Origin of the sequence: Parasedimentitalea marina (assembly GCF_004006175.1) — a bacterium.
GTDB lineage: Bacteria > Pseudomonadota > Alphaproteobacteria > Rhodobacterales > Rhodobacteraceae > Parasedimentitalea > Parasedimentitalea marina.
Map to the genome: position 1 here is coordinate 38,344 of NZ_CP033220.1, position 14,330 is coordinate 52,673.

The window sequence follows — 14,330 nt, forward strand, 5'->3', positions numbered from 1 at the left end:
GGCAAGTGCAATCCGTTGGCGGACAGGATCTGTTGTGTCTGCAGGTTTTACCCGAGAACTCAAGGCCATGCGCTGCGGCGCCAGGCAATCGTGATGCGTCGGGGCAACCCTTTCCGTTGAAATATCGTGACCCGCTGCGCTTTGCGATCCCCCAGGGTGGTGGTCGCCTCAGCCCGGAACCAGTTTGAAGAGACCGCGAACAGATCGGGGGACAGCTGCGGCGCGGAATCCGTTGGGTCGTCGGTCTCCTCGGTGTCTTCTTCAATCCCGACAGCTGAGAGAAAGGCTGCAGAGGAGTCAAAGGGCTGTCGTTGCCGGGTGGACAGCAGACGAATGAGAACGGCGGGGGGCAAATGTGGCAGGAAAGCTGCCAGCACCTCTTTGGATGCAGTGTTCACATTGAGGGCGCTGTCCCCTGGCAGGGCCGCCAAAAACGGAGACAACCGCTGAAATGAGCGATCCGAAAGCTGTGGAATGGCCCGCAGCTGCTCCAGACTGAGAATGGCCCCCGACCGGATCCAGAGGCGGGTCTAACCGGATCCAGGGCCCCTGGTTTTCTGGCCCTCCCGGGCGCAGGAAAGAGCGGATTGCCGCGCCCGTCCGGGCGGGGATGGCCAGCCGCGTCAACAGGCGGTCAAACGCCTGATGGGCGATGATATGTTCGGGGTCGGCCAACCAATTCACGTTGAAACGCCCCTGCAGACCGGTGATCTGGCCGCTGACAGAGCCGCGGGCCAATGGCAAAACCGGCAACGGTTTTGCCCAGGATTCTCCAAGATGGTCGATGCTGTTGGTGTCGGCAGTGAGCTGCGCCATGGCAAAGGCATCAAAGGCATCAACCCCATGGCCAGCTGATCCGCATCCTGGCCCGCCTGCAACCGCGCCCGCCCGATTTCAGACCGGGTCAACAAAAAGACTGCCACCGCAGAGAGCGCGGCCACGAGAATGAGGGCATTGATCAGGACAAAGCCTCTGTCCGGGCTCATTTTAGGGTCTCCACAAGGGAAAGGCGGCCAAAATTACGGGTTTCCAAGATCAGTTCCAACGCCAGAGGGACTGTGCTTGAATAAATTTCAGGCGCGGGGCCACTGTGATCGCCATCAGATGCGTGGCCGGTATCAGGAGTGGGCTGCAGGGTGGTTGGTGCGACACCATCAACCCAACCCTGCGTCTCCCAGTAACTGCGCAGACGGAGCCCGGTCACACCTTCAAGCACTGGCATGGCCGGGTTTTGCGCAGAGGCACGCGCGGGTGTCAGCGCGGGCCAGATGCGCCGGCTGAGCCGCTCGTTCTGGAGCTGCCACTCGATGCGGTGCAGGCCAGCGCTGCCGTGATCCGTCAGCCTGGATTGCCCACTGACCGAAAGCGCCAGCACCCCGTTCCGGAACCGGACAGCCGATTGCGGTGGGGCGCGTTCTGGGGGGTAAAACAACATGGGAACCACGGCCGAAAGATCCGCGCGCAACAGGCTGACGGTGCGGTCAAGCTCGGCGGCCCGTTCACTGCGCTGGATCAGATCTTCGCGCATGCGGATCATACCACTCAGGGCCTGCACACCCAGAACGGCCACCAGGGCGAAAATGGCCATAGCGGCGACCAGCTCAAGGAGGCTGAGGCCATGATCCTGCTGCGATAGTTTCACCGTCGCACCCGGGCGGCAGATAAACCACCAGCATCGCCGCTTCACCAGATACGGCGCGCGCGGTGATCCTGCTGAGCAACAGCCCGCCTGCGGTGGTTTCAGAGTGGGTTTCAATGGAAATGGGCTGACCCGCCAGGGTAACCTGACCGGGGAGCGCGTGGCCAGGACCGTAAAGCTGCAGTTCCTCGGCGCGATTGCGGGCGGCCAGCCGGGCCAGAATCCGGGGCATCTCGCTGCCGATGCTCAGGCGTGACTGATCAGTGGCCCGCAGCGCTGCCATGCTGCCGATGGCCAGCACCAGGATGGCCACGGCAAGCTCGACCAGTGTCAGCCCGGAGGTGCGCGCTTGCGGGGTCAATTGCTCTGGCATGTCAGGCCTGTCCATCCATCGCTTTCGCAGCGGCCACCAGAACCAAAGTTGATATGAAACGCGCTGGTTTGTCCGGTGGCGAGAAGGATGATTTCGGGAGTGTCAGACGCGGCTGCGCGGTCCGAGGGTACCAGATGCACGGGGCCTTGCCAGCGTTGCAGTTGGGTAGAGAATTGCCAACCGTCTTTGAGTTTTCAGCCCGGCGCAGTCCCTGTAGGGACAGCGCGAGCCCCAGACTTTGGTGCCCCGTGATTGCCCGCTGGCGGGTTGACGAAAACTGGATCTGAAACAGGGCCATATCGCGGTCCGACGGGGCAGCCCGCGCGGGAGGGACAGGACAGCTGCAATTGCAAGCACGGCAAGAATGGCGAGGCTGACCAACAGTTCAATCAGCGTAAAACCCGCATCCGAGTGGATAGGCTGTGTCTCTAATTTAAGGCCCAAGAACCTATGTCCGCCTCTGTACCGGTGCCGCCGACCACTCCGTTGGCGCCATAGCTGAAAATGTCGAACTCGCCATGAACCCCAGGTGAAAGATACAGATAAGGTTGACCCCAGGGATCCACCGGCAACCGGTCCATATACCCGTTTTCAGCCCAGTTGGCGGGCACTGGATCGCCGCTCGGCCGGGTGACCAGCGCCAGGAGGCCCTGCTCAGTTGTGGGGTATCGATAGTTGTCGAGCCGGTAGAGTTTCACCGCACTGGAGATGGCAGCAATATCAGATTGCGCGCGCACCGCGCGGGCCTGATCCGGGCGATCGATGACGCGGGGCACGATCACCAATGCAAGCACGGAAAGGATGACCACGACCACCATCAGCTCCAACAGGGAAAAGCCTGCATCTCGGCGGGGCGGGCAGCAGCCGGGCTGGGCGCTGGGATGCGTCATGGGAGGGACTCTTTCATTTGTCTGGTCACATGGTAGAGGGGGACCTCTGTCTTTTGATCTTTAACCGATCCGGGTAGGAGTCCGAAAGGGGGAAGACAGAGGAGTGCGGCTTATGCAGACAGGTTTTGGACACAGAGTAGAACCTACATGAGTACAGATCTGCTGTTTGTGCTTTTGCTGGCTCCGGCTATTGGCTCCTTTCTTGGGGTCCTGGTCGACCGGCTGACCCGGGGGGAGGACGTGATTCGGCGCCGCTCTGCCTGCCGCAACTGCAAGACGGTGCTGGCGCCCCGCGACCTTATTCCAATCGTCTCTTTTGCTCTGGTGCGCGGCCACTGTCGCCATTGCGCTGCGCCGATTCCGGCCTGGTTGCTCTATATTGAGATCCTGGCCACAGGGGCGGCGGTGCTGGCGGTGGCAGCCGGGGGGACGGTTGCCACTGTGCTGCTGTCCTGTCTGCTCCTGTGGCTCCTGATTGGTCTGGCGGTGGCGGACCTGTTGTGGTTCCGGTTGCCGGACGGGCTGACCCTGGCTCTGTTTTTGACTGTTTTGATTGGAGCCTGGCAGGCGGACACTTTGACGCTGACCCTCTGGGGCGCGCTGTTGGGGGGCGGCAGTTTTTGGGGGCTGCGGGTGGGCTACAGGCTTTTGCGTGGTCGCCAGGGGCTGGGGTTTGGAGATGTCAAACTGATGGTGGGGCTCGGCGGTTTTTCTGGCCCCTATGATCTTCCCCTGATGGTGCTGTTGGCGGCGCTTTCGGGGTTGGGCGCGGCGCTGGTCCTGGCATGGCGGGGCGGGGACGTCAGGTCGTTGGGTCAACGCGCGTTACCTTTTGGCACAGCGCTCTGTGCAGCAGCAGCAGTGCTTTGGCTTCTGCGTGCCGCCGGGGTGATGGTCCCAGTGGGCCGTTGGGTTTGATCTTGCCGCAGGTGGGTCGTAAGATCGCGCCGCAGGTTCCAGAAGATGAGATATTATGACACTTTCAAAAACCACTTTTCCACTTATGGCTCTTCTGGCGTTGTCGCCCATCTGGCCTTCTGCTCCTTGGGCACAGGAGGCGGGTGCGGAAACAGCGACCGCCCTGCCAGAGATGGCAGATATCGAACAGGCCTGGGCGCAGGGAAATTTTGTTTTTGCCCGGCAGGGGTTAAAACGCCGTGCCGAAGAAACCGGGGCGGCCCTGGCACAGTACCGCTATGGGCGGGTCTTGCTGGAAGGTCGCGGTGGACCCACAGATCGTGAGGCGGCCCGGCTCTGGTTAGAGAAGGCGGCGGCGCAGACCCATGTGGAGGCCTCGGTGCTGCTGGCCAGGATTTATCTCAGCGCCCCCGAGGGAGATCCCGTCAGCCAGCCCGCCCGCGCGGCGCGGCTGTTCAAATCTGCGGCGGCGCGGGGCAACAGTGAGGCGCAATATTATCTGGGTCTGCTGTATCGCAGTGGTGTTGGGGTAACAGCGCATCCAGAGGAAGCGTTTACCTGGCTGCTGGCGGCTTCGGAGAACGGTCATATAGAGGCACAATTTGAGCTGAGCCGGGCCTATGCACGCGGGGAAGGCATCGCGGAGGATGCCAAACAGGCGCTGCGCTGGATGCAGGAAGCCGCTGATGCAGGCCATGGTGAGGCGCAGTTCTTTTTGGCCTATGCGCTGGACCGCGGACAGGGGGTAGAACAGAACCGAAGGGCGGCCGTTGACTGGTTGCTGCGCTCGGCCGAAACCGGCTTTGGTCAGGCGCAATTGGCACTGGGGCGCAAATATCTGACAGGAGACGGAGTCGCGGCCCGTCCCGCCGAGGCGCAGCGCTGGCTGGAAGCGGCGGCGGCGCAGGGCAGCGCGGCGGCGGCCACCGTGCTGGGGACCGCCTTGCGCGGCGCCCATGGGGTTCCTGCTGACCCGGCGCTGGCGGTGCGTTGGCTAAAGGCAGCCTCCGATGCAGGGGTGGCTGAGGCCAGTTTTACGTTAGGACAGATACGCGAAGCGGGAGACGCCGCTGCACCAGACCTTCAGGACGCGGTGGTGCTGTACCGGCTGGCAGTGGACCAAGGCAGCGCGGTGGCAGAGCAGCATCTGGGCAGTTTGGCGGCGACCGGCGCGCTCGACGGGCTGTTGGCGCCGCACCGTGCCATACCCTGGGTCGTGGCTGCGGCCGAGGCTGGAAATCCGGCCGCCGCGGATTGGTTATCGCAGCAGGCCGCTGCCGGTCTACGTCCGGCCCAGACGGCCTTTGGCCTTTGGTTGCTGACGCAGGAAGACAGGTCCGGAGAGATTTCGGTCCAGGCCGCTGACCAGTTTCAAGCGGCCGCTGAAACCGGCGATGTGGAGGCCCAACACAATCTTGGACGTCTTTATATTCAGGGTCAGGGTGTGGACCAGGACTATGTCATGGCCCACAAATGGTTCAACATCGCGGCCGCAGGCGGTCACCGGGATGCGCTGAAGATGCGCGGCGTGGTGGCTGATTTGATGACACCGGAGCAGGTCGCAAAAGCGCAGACCGCGGCAAGAGGGTTTGTTGAGCGCCCGCCTGCGGCGTTGTCAGAAGAGACCTCCGAAGGAATTTCACAGTGACCTCGTCTCTGAGCTGGCGCCTGGCTTTCTGTTTTACCCTTTGGCTGTCGCAGCCCCTGTCATTGCAGGCGCAGGAAACGCTTGCCGATTGGCGGGACGTACCTGTTGCGCAGCTTGAACAGGGGGCCCAGAACGGGGTGGCTGATGCGCAATACGCCCTGGGACTGCGGCTGGAAAAGGGCCGTGGCCTGCTGCAGAATTTTGCCCTTGCCGCGACATGGTTCACGCGGGCGGCCGATCAGGGACATGCGGCGGCGCAACACCGGTTGGGCCAGTATTATTTTGATGGCATAGGGGTGGAGACAAACGCACAGGCCGCTTTGAACTGGCTGCGCAAGGCAGCGCAGGCCGGAGATGCGACGTATCTCTATGATCTGGCGCGCGTGCTGGAAACACAGCCCGAGGGGAAACCTCTGGCGGCTGATCTGTATCAACAGGCTGCGGATCTGGGGCATCAGGAGGCGGCGGTAAGCCTGGCTGTGCTGTATCAAAACGGCACTGGGGTGGCTCAAGATTTTGCCAGGGCATTGCAGCTTTATGAGGGGCCGGCGGCGGCGGGGCAGGCGCGGGCGCAGAACAATCTGGGACTGCTCTACGTGCGTGGAAATGGCGTGCAGCAGGATTATGTCCGGGCTGCCGCGCTGTTTCAGGCTGCTGCAGATCAAGGATTGGCGTTGGCCATGGGCAATCTGGCCACCATGTATGAGAATGGATTTGGCGTGCCGCTGGATGAGGCGCTGGCTGTCGAATTGCATCAGCTTGCCGCGCGAAAAAACAGCGCCAAGACTGGCAACCTGCACCCAGGGTGGGTCTTTGATACCCGTCTGGCGCCTCCGGACAGCAGCGCCGAGGCGCTAGAGCGCCTGCGTCAAGGGGTCACGCGCGGGGATCCTCTGGCCGGCTTTTTGCTGGGCTGGCACCATCTGCAGAAAACGGAAACCTCACAGGAAGAATTTCGCCAGGCGGCGCGGCTTTTGCGGTCCTCGGCAGAGGCAGGGTACCCGCCAGCCATGGCCAATCTGGGCCTTATGTATTTTGAAGGTCGGGCGCTGCCACAGGACTATGTTCTTGGATATATGTGGCTGGTGCTGGCCGCCAGTGCCGGGCAGCCCGAAGCCCCGGAACTGGCGGTTGTACTTTCCGCACGGATGACCCAGAGCCAGCTTGTTGAAGCGCAAGAGCTGGCCGTCATAAAGGGCGGCGATCAATTGGCGAACAGATAACCCACTTGGGAAACCGGGCTGGATCAGAAATCCAGCCGGACCCCGTGCTGGATTGATACTGCATCGCTGGCGGAGACCGAAAGCTGGGTCACCACCGCACCGCGATCATTGAAAAAGCGGCGTTCCCGGTGGAAATCGACACTTAACCGGTCGGTCTCGTCGATATGTTCATAGTCGATCTCGAAGCTGTAGCCGACCCCGGTATGTGGATCGAAGACCGAGCGGCTGAAGGCAATTCCCAGACCGCAGTCCACACCGCTCTCATTCGATGAGCTTTCGCAGGCAAAGCGTGGCGCCAGTGCTGTCTGGATCTGGCGCGCGAATGGGTTGCCCCCCTCCGGGTTGGCGAGATTGGAAAACTCCAGCTCGGCAAAAATGCGACCGCCAGTGGTATTGGGAATATCGATGCTCCCGGTGTCGGTCTGTCCCAGTTGGGTGGCCGTGACATCCGCATCCGAGGCCACCGCATAGGCCAGATCGATGCCTGCTCTGGGTCGCAGCATGAAAGTCTCAAACGCATGCTCGCCCGAGAGCGCCACGCCACCAAAGGCGGCCAGATAATCATAACTGCCCTCTGTCGAGATCACGGCTGGTGTCGCATCAAAGCTGAGCTTGTAGCGGTGATGCCCCAATGCGCCAGCGGCGTAGTAATCAATGAACAATCCTTCGCCCAGCTGATGCGCCCCGTAGATGCCGCCATTCACGCCCAGCCCGTTGATTGAGCCATCAGCCAGATCGGTTACATTGGTGCGGCTGACATAGCCGCCCCAGAACCGGCCCTGCAAATGGGTTTCGGACAGCAGGCGCTCGCGCTGATGAGAGAACTGGAACAGAGCCTGGGTGCCGATATTCTCGGTGTGGGTGATACTGAACGCTCCGGCGAGGATCTCGCGGCTGCCAGTGTTGCAATCATAGACATCATAGCCAAAGGTGCCGTCGCTCTGGCCCGTGCCATCCTGGATATTGACCGATCCATCGACATCCAGCGGTGCCACTGTTCCGCAGCCAAGACCGTCTTGGCCAGCCTGCAGGCGCGACAGGGCGCCTTTGGAAATGCCGCTGAAATAACGCTGCTGGGTCCGGATGGTTTCTTCGAGATCGTTTTCCAGAATTTCGCTCAGCGGTTCACGGATCTGATCAACCAGGTCATCAGCGATTGCCACCTGTGCCAGTGCCAAGGCAAAGCCGTCGAAATTGGTATCCGTGGAACTCACCGTCACAGTCGGCTGACAGCTGTGGGTGCCTTCAACAACCTCGTCATCGATTGCGGTGATGGTGAGGGTCTGAGCGCTGCTGTAATTGCCCGCGCCAAAGGTCAGCGTTGCGGGGAGACGCTACATTGCGCATCACCGGCAAAGGCCAGTTGCACATCCTGTGTCGGCTGGCCCAGCAGAACAAAGGACATGGCAGCGGTATCAGTGCCATTTTCCGAAGCGGTCAGATCGTCATTGGTCACGGAGACCACGGCAAAATCGTCATCGGTGATCGTGCTGCTGCGGGTCAGGTCCGATGTGGTGGTCGACAGGGTAACGCCGGGTGCACCGGAGGTAACCGCAGTCAGGGTCAGGGTCAGGGTTTCACTGCCTTCGATCAGCCCGTCTTCCAGCACCGTCAATTCGATCGTGGCAGAGGTGTCGCCCGCCACAACCGTGACGCTGCCTGTGGGTGTCACGAAATCCGTGCCCGAGGTGGCGCTGCCGCCCAGACTGTAGCTGATCACGGTATCCTGAGACGAGCTCGGGCTCAGGCTCACGGTAAAGCCGACGCTATCGGTGCTGCCGCCATTGGCTTCGGCGCCGTTATCATTGGCACTCAGCGTGACCACGGCAGAGCATTGGGTCATTGGAATGTTATTGGCCAGCACATTGGGGTCGCCACCTCGATGACGAAACTGTCGTAGAACGCCGGGTTGGCGCTGAGGGAGGTATCTGCCAGCACACCGGTGCTGCCCACTTCGGTAGAGCCAAGCACAGCTGGGTTGGCGGGCAGTAACGAGGTCACGTCCAGACTGCCAGAGGACAGCCGGGCGGTGCTTGCCACGCCGGTGCTTGGGTAGCTGTAAGACACGCTGTAGTTGCCGGGCACGAGGGCAAACCACTGGTATTCTCCGGTCGAGCCATCGCGCAGGATATTAATGTTATTCGAGATCCCAACGCTGCTGTTGGAGCCGCTGGGGCCGGTGACGGTAATGCCGCCGCCGGACAGGATGCGGCCGTCATCCTCGCAGTAGAAGTAGCCCTGAGGGTCATAATCGGCCGAATCCACAATCCCGTCACCATCGCGGTCGGCGGTGCTGCTTTCCAAATTGTCGGGAATGCCGTCGCCATCCGCATCAGGATCCGGATTGGGATCGGGTGTGCCGGTCAGGTCGGCGATGACCTCGATCTCGTTGCTGACGAGGTTGCCGTTGCCGGTGCTGTCCTGGGCACTGCCTGCAGGCAGCGAGAGTGTCACGGTGCCATCATGATCTGGCGTTATTGTGACACTGTAGCTGGTGCCGCTGCCGGTGAGGTCTGAGGCGGTGCCATTGTCAATGATCAATGCGCTTGCGGCCAGTCCGGTCACCGCTTCGCCGAAGGTCAGATCAACGGTGAAGGGATCGCTCTGCGCATCTGTCGGGCCGCTCAGCGTGACTGTGGGTGCGTCAGTATTCTTGGTGGTGGTATCCGTGGCTGCGGTTCCAGCCTGGTTTGCGCTGTCGGTCAGAACCACCGAAAGTGTCAGCGTGCCATCGCCCAGCCCGGACAGGTCAATGCCGGTGATCTGATCCGTTGCGCTGGCAATGGTGCCACTGCCGGTGACATCGCTGCCGCCGCCGTCCGAGGAGATCGTATAGGCATAGCTGGTGCCGGTCTCGGCACTGGCGAAGGTGAAGCTGGCAGCACTCTCGTTGCTGTTGTTGACCGGATCCTGATCAAAGCTGGCACTATAGCCTGTGGGTGGGTTGAGATCATGGCTCAGCGTGGTGCTGATCTGAACCACCGGGTTTCCCGCCCCATCGGCGGCATCTGCCGTGACGGTCAAGCTGCCTTCGGCAAGGCTGCTGAGATCCAGCACCAGGCTCCAGGCATCGCTGGCCGCTGTGGTGCTGCCCGAAACCGTAGCCGAGGCGCTGTCGGTGACGGTAACGCTGACAGTCTCGCCATCGGGCACGCCGGAAGATGTGCCCGAAATGGTGACTGTTGCACTTTCTGCGGCAGAGACAATATCGTCTCCGGCCAGCGGGCTGTCAAAGGCCAGAGAGGGCGTATTGGTATTCTTTGAGAAACTGGCGCTGACCTGCGGCGCCGAGGAGCCCGAGGCATCAGCAGCATCAGCGGTCACAGTGAGGGCGCCGTCGGCAAGGCTGCTGAGATCCAGCGCCAGGCTCCAGGCATCACTGGCCACTGTGGCGCTGCCCGAAACTGTGGCCGAGGCACTGTCGGTGACGGTGACGCTGACAGTCTCGCCATCTTCGATCTGTGTGGTACTGCCAGAGAAGGTGACTGCAGGGGCCTCGGCCGAATTGACCACGTCATCAGAGGCAATCGGGCTGTCCAGGCTCAGGCCCGGCACTTTCAGAGTGGCAGTTGCGGTGCCGGAGTTGCCAAGGGAAGAGGTGAGATCTCCGCTGGTGTTGACCAGGCTGCCAGTTGTCGCGGCGGTGACATCTGCAGAGACGGTACAGCTGGCACCAATGGCTGTACTGCCGCCTGTGTAGCTGATGCTGGCGGCGCCTGCGGTTGCGGTCAATGTGCCGCCGGTGCAGGTGGTGCTGGCATTGGCGGGGCTGGCCACGGTCAACCCTGTGGGCAGGTTATCGGTGAAGTCCAGGCTACTGGCCTCCATCAAGGCAGCACTGTTGTCGATGGTGAAGGTCAGCGGGGTGCTGCCGCCCTGGGCGATGCTGTCATCGGAAAAGGCTTTTGCAAAGCCTGGGACCGGTGCAGCACTGACGCTTAAGGTGGCGGTTGCGGTGCCGGAATTGCCAAGGAAAGAGGTGAGATCCCCGCTGGTGTTGACCAGAGTTCCGCTGCTGGTGGCGCGCACATCTGCAGAGACAGTACAGCTGGCGCCGGCAGCGGCACTGCCGCCTGTGTAGCTGATGCTGGCGGTGCCTGTGGTTGCGGTCAATGTGCCGCCGGTGCAGGTGGTGCTGGCATTGGCGGGGCTGGCCACGGTCAACCCTGCGGGCAGGTTATCGGTGAAATCCAGGCTGCTGGCCGCAACGCTGGCGGCACTGTTGTCCAGAGTGAAGGTGAGCGTGGAGACATCCCCCTGCACGATGGAAGAACTGGCAAAATCCTTGGAAAATCCAGGCGCTGGCTCAATGGTCAGCGTGGCGCTGGCAGCGCTAGCGGCGAATTCCCCATTTTCGGTCAGGGTGCTGGTGGCGCCAGGGTAGCCGCCCGTGGTGGCCCCAGCGGGAACGGCAACTGTCAGCACGATATTACAGCTGTCTCCGGGGGCCAGCGTGCCATCCTCCAGGAGGATTTCACTGGTGCCGGACACGGTTGAGCCGGTGCCGCAAAGGTTACTGCCAGTGCCGCCAGTGACGCTAAACCCGGTGAGAGCCGCATCCAGATCATCGCTAAAGCGCAGGCCAGAGAGGGTGGTGCTGCCGTCATTGTTGGTGATTACATAGGTCAGCGTGGTGCTGCCGCCCGCGCCAAGAACGGGGTCAGAGAAGCTTTTGCTGAAGCTGGGCAATTCGAAGGAGGTGACCGTGAAAGCCGCAGAGACGGCAGGACCAGTGATCGCGAGACCGCTGGCAGTGCCGGTTACACCGCTGGTGGTGCCAGAATAGATGCTGGCACTGGCGCCGCCCGGGACTTGCTGGGTCACGCTGATGGTACAGCTGGCGCTGGCGGCCAGGGTGCCCCGAGAAACTGAGCGTTGAGGTTCCCGAGAGGAGCCGCCGCCGCAGGTGGAAATGATTGGCGTGTCGGTGGCCACCAGGCCAGAAAGCTGGGTATCCAGATTATCCGTAAAGGCCAGCGCGCTGAGCGCCTGTATGCTGCTGAGGTTGGTCAGCACATAATCCACGGTCACCGTGTCACCAGGAGCCAGGGTATCATCGCTATAGGATTTGCTCAGTTCTACCTGTGCAGAATTTACAGAAAAACTGGCGCCGACAGCAGGCAGGACCACCGCATTGCCATCCACTGTTGCGTTGATGCTGGAGGTGACGCTGCTGTAACTGCCATCCGCAGCTCCGACTGGCACCAGCAATGGCACATCAAAGCTGCAGCTGTCGCCCGCCGCAATGTCCAGGGACGCGAAAATACCAAAGGTGGTGCCCGAGGCTGTGCTTGACCCGCCGCAGAAACCGCCTGCGGGCATAGAGGTGGCGGCCAGACTACCTAAGGCGGAGGAGTAGCTTTCGGTAAAGACGGAGACCGCATAAGCGAAGGTCGGATCCGGGTTGGTCAGCGTATAGGTTAGGGTGACGGCCTCGCCAGGCAGGGCCTCGGCAGGAGAGAAACTCTTGGTCAGTTGCAGCGGTTCTGCTGTGAGAATTTGCAGGTCATCGCTGGCGGCAGAGACCACCAGGGATTCACCGCCGGCCGTGCCGGTGAGCGTCGAGGTGGTATTGGTATAGGTGCCATTGGTCAGGCTGCCCGGAAGCGTAACGGTCACATCGATTGTACAGCTGGCATCGGGGGCCAGAGAGCCGCCACTGTAGGTCAGGAGTGTATCGCCAGCCGATAGCACCGGGCTGCCACCGCAGTTGTCGCTGTTGGTGCTGAAGGTCGCCCCCGCAAGAAAGCTGCTCAGATCATCGGTGAAGGTGAGGCCGGTGGCTGTACTGGGGGATTCTGGGGCACTGGTCAGGAGGAAGGTGAGCGTGGTGCTTTGACCCGCGCCAAGGACCGTCTCAGTGAATTCTTTGGCAAAGCTGAGATTGGCACCGCCCTCGATCTGTAGTGTATCGCTTGCGCCAGAGGCGATGACGGTATTGCCGCTCACCGTGGCTGTCACGTCCCCACTGGTCGAGACATAGTCTGCCGGCGCCACATCACTGTCGATATCCAGCGTCACATTAAAGCTACAGCTGTCGCTGGCCGCCAGGGTCCCGGCGGTAAGCTCAACGCCAAAGACATCGTCGTCGATGAAGATCAACGCCACACTACTGCTCACCCCACAGGGATCGGTGCCGGGCACGGTATTGATCGAAATGCCCGTACTGCCCGTAATCGCGGAAATATTGTCGATAAAGGTCATATCGCTGAGGATCTGGCCGGGATTGGGATTGCTGAGCTCATAGCGCAGAGTGACAGTGCCACTTGGCGCCACCGGATCATCGGTGAAGCTTTTGCTGAAAACGGGGGGTTGGGCATCAAGACCCAGAACCCGCAGCGTGGTGCTGGCGGTATCCCCAGTATACGGGGTGCTGCCAATCAGTCCGGTCACTGCCGTGGTGGTATTGGTATGGGTCCCATCGGCAGCGCCTGCTGGCAGGTCGACTTCAATGGAAATGGTGCAGCTGGCCCCGTTGGCCGCCAGACTGCCGCCTGAGAAATCAAATGTGTCGGTGCCTGTCCCGACCACCGTGCCGCCGCAGGAATTGCTGTTGAGGCTTGCAAAGACGGTACCGGATAGGAAGCTGGTATCCAGAAGATCACTGAAGGCAATGCTGGTGGCGCTGTCGTCACGGCTGGTATTGGTCAGGGTAAAGTCCAGTGTCACAGTCGATCCGGCATTCGCCTGGACGACATCAAAGGCCTTAATCAGGTCGATGCCATCGACCGGACCGGGGTTAACCGTTAGATCGGCCGAGGCGGTGTCCTGAGAAATGAGGGTGCTAAAGGCATCCCGAATGATGAGATCATTCTCCACATCATAGCTGTCCTGGGTCACGCCCTGAACCTGCACGGTGATGGTACAGGTGGTGGTGCCGCCAGTGGTGATTGTACCCCCGGTAAAGTCCAGTTCTCCCGCGTCGCGGTCAACCGTCAGGGTGCCTGTGCAACTGTTGGTGGTGGTTGTCGGGTCGGGGAACTGCAAACCAGCCTAACAGGGTTTCGGTGAAACTGGGCACGCGCCAATCTGAAATGCCGGGGCTGCCGGGCAAAACGATGTCAAAGGTATAGGTCAGTGTGCTGACGCTGCCGGGGTCGACTGCCGCAGGGCTAAAGGATTTGTTGTAGTTGCTGCCGCTGGCTGCGGTAACGGTCAGAATATCCGTGGCGCTGCCACTATTCCCTTGATCAGAGGTCAGGTCACCGCTGGTAAAGGTATGGGCTGCCACTGTGGTGGAGGTGACAGGCAGCGTGATAACACAGCTTTGGCTGGCGCCCAGGCGTCCGGCGCTTAAAGACAGGCTGGCACTGCCGCTTGTGGCGGTGAATACGCCGTCGCAGCTGTTGCTCTGGCTACCGCTGGCAATGGTGACGCCGGTGGGCAGGGTGGCAGAAAAGGCCAGGGTTTCTGCTGGATTGCCTGCAATCTCGGTGATGGTGAATGTCAGAGATGAATTATTGCCTGCAGAGATCGAATCCGGAGAAAACAGGGCCGTGAAGCTGGGTGCGCCCTGGGCAAAGGCAACGCCAGGCAGCAGCAGAAACAGGAAGGCAGAGAAGTTGCGCAAAATACGCTGCAGAACAAGTGTCATGATGTCCCCGAAAAATTCATCTTTTTAATTTTGGTGGTGTTTGAC

At 61.2% G+C, this 14,330-nt stretch carries 13 protein-coding genes and 1 pseudogene; 4 read left to right on the forward strand and 10 right to left on the reverse strand.

Translation table 11 applies throughout. The features are described 5' to 3' along the window. Positions 1-59: 59 nt before the first annotated feature. On the reverse strand, positions 60-398 hold the full coding sequence (locus EBB79_RS25325; RefSeq protein WP_177627899.1) for a type II secretion system protein GspK: 339 nt from the start codon (positions 396-398) through the stop codon (positions 60-62). Between the two features lie 247 nt (positions 399-645). Between EBB79_RS25325 and EBB79_RS25330 the strand changes: the two genes are divergently transcribed. Further along, positions 646-855 (forward strand): hypothetical protein, encoded by a 210-nt coding sequence (locus EBB79_RS25330; RefSeq protein ID WP_274594852.1) that lies wholly within the window; start codon positions 646-648, stop codon positions 853-855. A gap of 127 nt (positions 856-982) precedes the next feature. Here the strand turns inward: EBB79_RS25330 and EBB79_RS21495 are convergent, their stop codons facing one another. From EBB79_RS21495 to gspG, 5 genes and pseudogenes are all read right to left on the reverse strand, one after another. After that, positions 983-1,642: a type II secretion system protein GspJ gene (locus EBB79_RS21495; protein ID WP_127751113.1), complete on the reverse strand. Its 660-nt coding sequence runs from the start codon at positions 1,640-1,642 to the stop codon at positions 983-985. Then, positions 1,602-2,012 carry a prepilin-type N-terminal cleavage/methylation domain-containing protein gene (locus EBB79_RS21500; protein ID WP_164860870.1) on the reverse strand — a complete coding sequence of 137 codons (411 nt, stop codon included), beginning with the start codon at positions 2,010-2,012 and terminating at the stop codon, positions 1,602-1,604. Before EBB79_RS21500 ends, EBB79_RS21495 begins: the two co-directional genes overlap by 41 nt. A gap of 1 nt (position 2,013) precedes the next feature. After that, on the reverse strand, positions 2,014-2,310 hold the full coding sequence (locus EBB79_RS24975) for a hypothetical protein (RefSeq protein WP_238705128.1): 297 nt from the start codon (positions 2,308-2,310) through the stop codon (positions 2,014-2,016). Positions 2,311-2,354: 44 nt separating this feature from the next. After that, positions 2,355-2,456, reverse strand: a pseudogene (locus tag EBB79_RS25710) (prepilin-type N-terminal cleavage/methylation domain-containing protein); the annotation flags it as partial. Next, positions 2,441-2,902, reverse strand: a complete 462-nt coding sequence (gene gspG / locus EBB79_RS21510; protein WP_127751116.1) for a type II secretion system major pseudopilin GspG — start codon at positions 2,900-2,902, stop codon at positions 2,441-2,443. The gene gspG and the pseudogene EBB79_RS25710, both read right to left, overlap by 16 nt. A gap of 147 nt (positions 2,903-3,049) precedes the next feature. On the opposite strand from gspG, the gene EBB79_RS21515 reads away from it, so the two are divergent. Genes EBB79_RS21515 through EBB79_RS21525 form a run of 3 tightly spaced genes read left to right on the forward strand, consistent with a single transcriptional unit; the run spans position 3,050 to position 6,691 of the window. After that, positions 3,050-3,820, forward strand: coding sequence for a prepilin peptidase (locus tag EBB79_RS21515; protein WP_127751117.1), 771 nt, complete (start codon positions 3,050-3,052; stop codon positions 3,818-3,820). Between the two features lie 55 nt (positions 3,821-3,875). Beyond that, positions 3,876-5,468, forward strand: coding sequence for an SEL1-like repeat protein (locus EBB79_RS21520; protein WP_127751118.1), 1,593 nt, complete (start codon positions 3,876-3,878; stop codon positions 5,466-5,468). Further along, positions 5,465-6,691, forward strand: coding sequence for an SEL1-like repeat protein (locus EBB79_RS21525; RefSeq protein WP_127751119.1), 1,227 nt, complete (start codon positions 5,465-5,467; stop codon positions 6,689-6,691). The genes EBB79_RS21520 and EBB79_RS21525 overlap by 4 nt, the downstream gene beginning before the upstream one ends. A gap of 23 nt (positions 6,692-6,714) precedes the next feature. On the opposite strand, the gene EBB79_RS21530 is transcribed toward EBB79_RS21525, so the two are convergent. The 4 genes from EBB79_RS21530 to EBB79_RS21545 form a co-directional block, all read right to left on the reverse strand. Then, a complete protein-coding gene (locus EBB79_RS21530) occupies positions 6,715-7,905 on the reverse strand; it encodes a hypothetical protein (protein WP_127751120.1) in 1,191 nt (396 codons plus the stop codon). A 101-nt stretch (positions 7,906-8,006) separates the two neighbouring features. After that, positions 8,007-8,534, reverse strand: coding sequence for a Calx-beta domain-containing protein (locus EBB79_RS21535; RefSeq protein WP_127751121.1), 528 nt, complete (start codon positions 8,532-8,534; stop codon positions 8,007-8,009). Then, positions 8,531-13,678, reverse strand: coding sequence for a beta strand repeat-containing protein (locus EBB79_RS25335; RefSeq protein WP_127751122.1), 5,148 nt, complete (start codon positions 13,676-13,678; stop codon positions 8,531-8,533). Before EBB79_RS25335 ends, EBB79_RS21535 begins: the two co-directional genes overlap by 4 nt. Next, positions 13,620-14,285, reverse strand: coding sequence for a DUF7933 domain-containing protein (locus EBB79_RS21545; protein WP_127751123.1), 666 nt, complete (start codon positions 14,283-14,285; stop codon positions 13,620-13,622). Before EBB79_RS21545 ends, EBB79_RS25335 begins: the two co-directional genes overlap by 59 nt. Between the last annotated feature and the right edge of the window lie 45 nt (positions 14,286-14,330).

Bases quoted from the DNA above. Each gene is read 5' to 3' on its own strand.
- EBB79_RS25330 (WP_274594852.1), top strand. From the start codon at position 646: ATGGGCGATGATATGTTCGGGGTCGGCCAACCAATTCACGTTGAAACG.
- EBB79_RS21500 (WP_164860870.1), bottom strand. From the start codon at position 2,012: ATGCCAGAGCAATTGACCCCGCAAGCGCGCACCTCCGGGCTGACACTG.
- EBB79_RS24975 (WP_238705128.1), bottom strand. From the start codon at position 2,310: ATGGCCCTGTTTCAGATCCAGTTTTCGTCAACCCGCCAGCGGGCAATC.
- gspG (WP_127751116.1), bottom strand. From the start codon at position 2,902: ATGACGCATCCCAGCGCCCAGCCCGGCTGCTGCCCGCCCCGCCGAGAT.
- EBB79_RS21515 (WP_127751117.1), top strand. From the start codon at position 3,050: ATGAGTACAGATCTGCTGTTTGTGCTTTTGCTGGCTCCGGCTATTGGC.
- EBB79_RS21520 (WP_127751118.1), top strand. From the start codon at position 3,876: ATGACACTTTCAAAAACCACTTTTCCACTTATGGCTCTTCTGGCGTTG.
- EBB79_RS21535 (WP_127751121.1), bottom strand. From the start codon at position 8,534: ATGACCCAATGCTCTGCCGTGGTCACGCTGAGTGCCAATGATAACGGC.
- EBB79_RS21545 (WP_127751123.1), bottom strand. From the start codon at position 14,285: ATGACACTTGTTCTGCAGCGTATTTTGCGCAACTTCTCTGCCTTCCTG.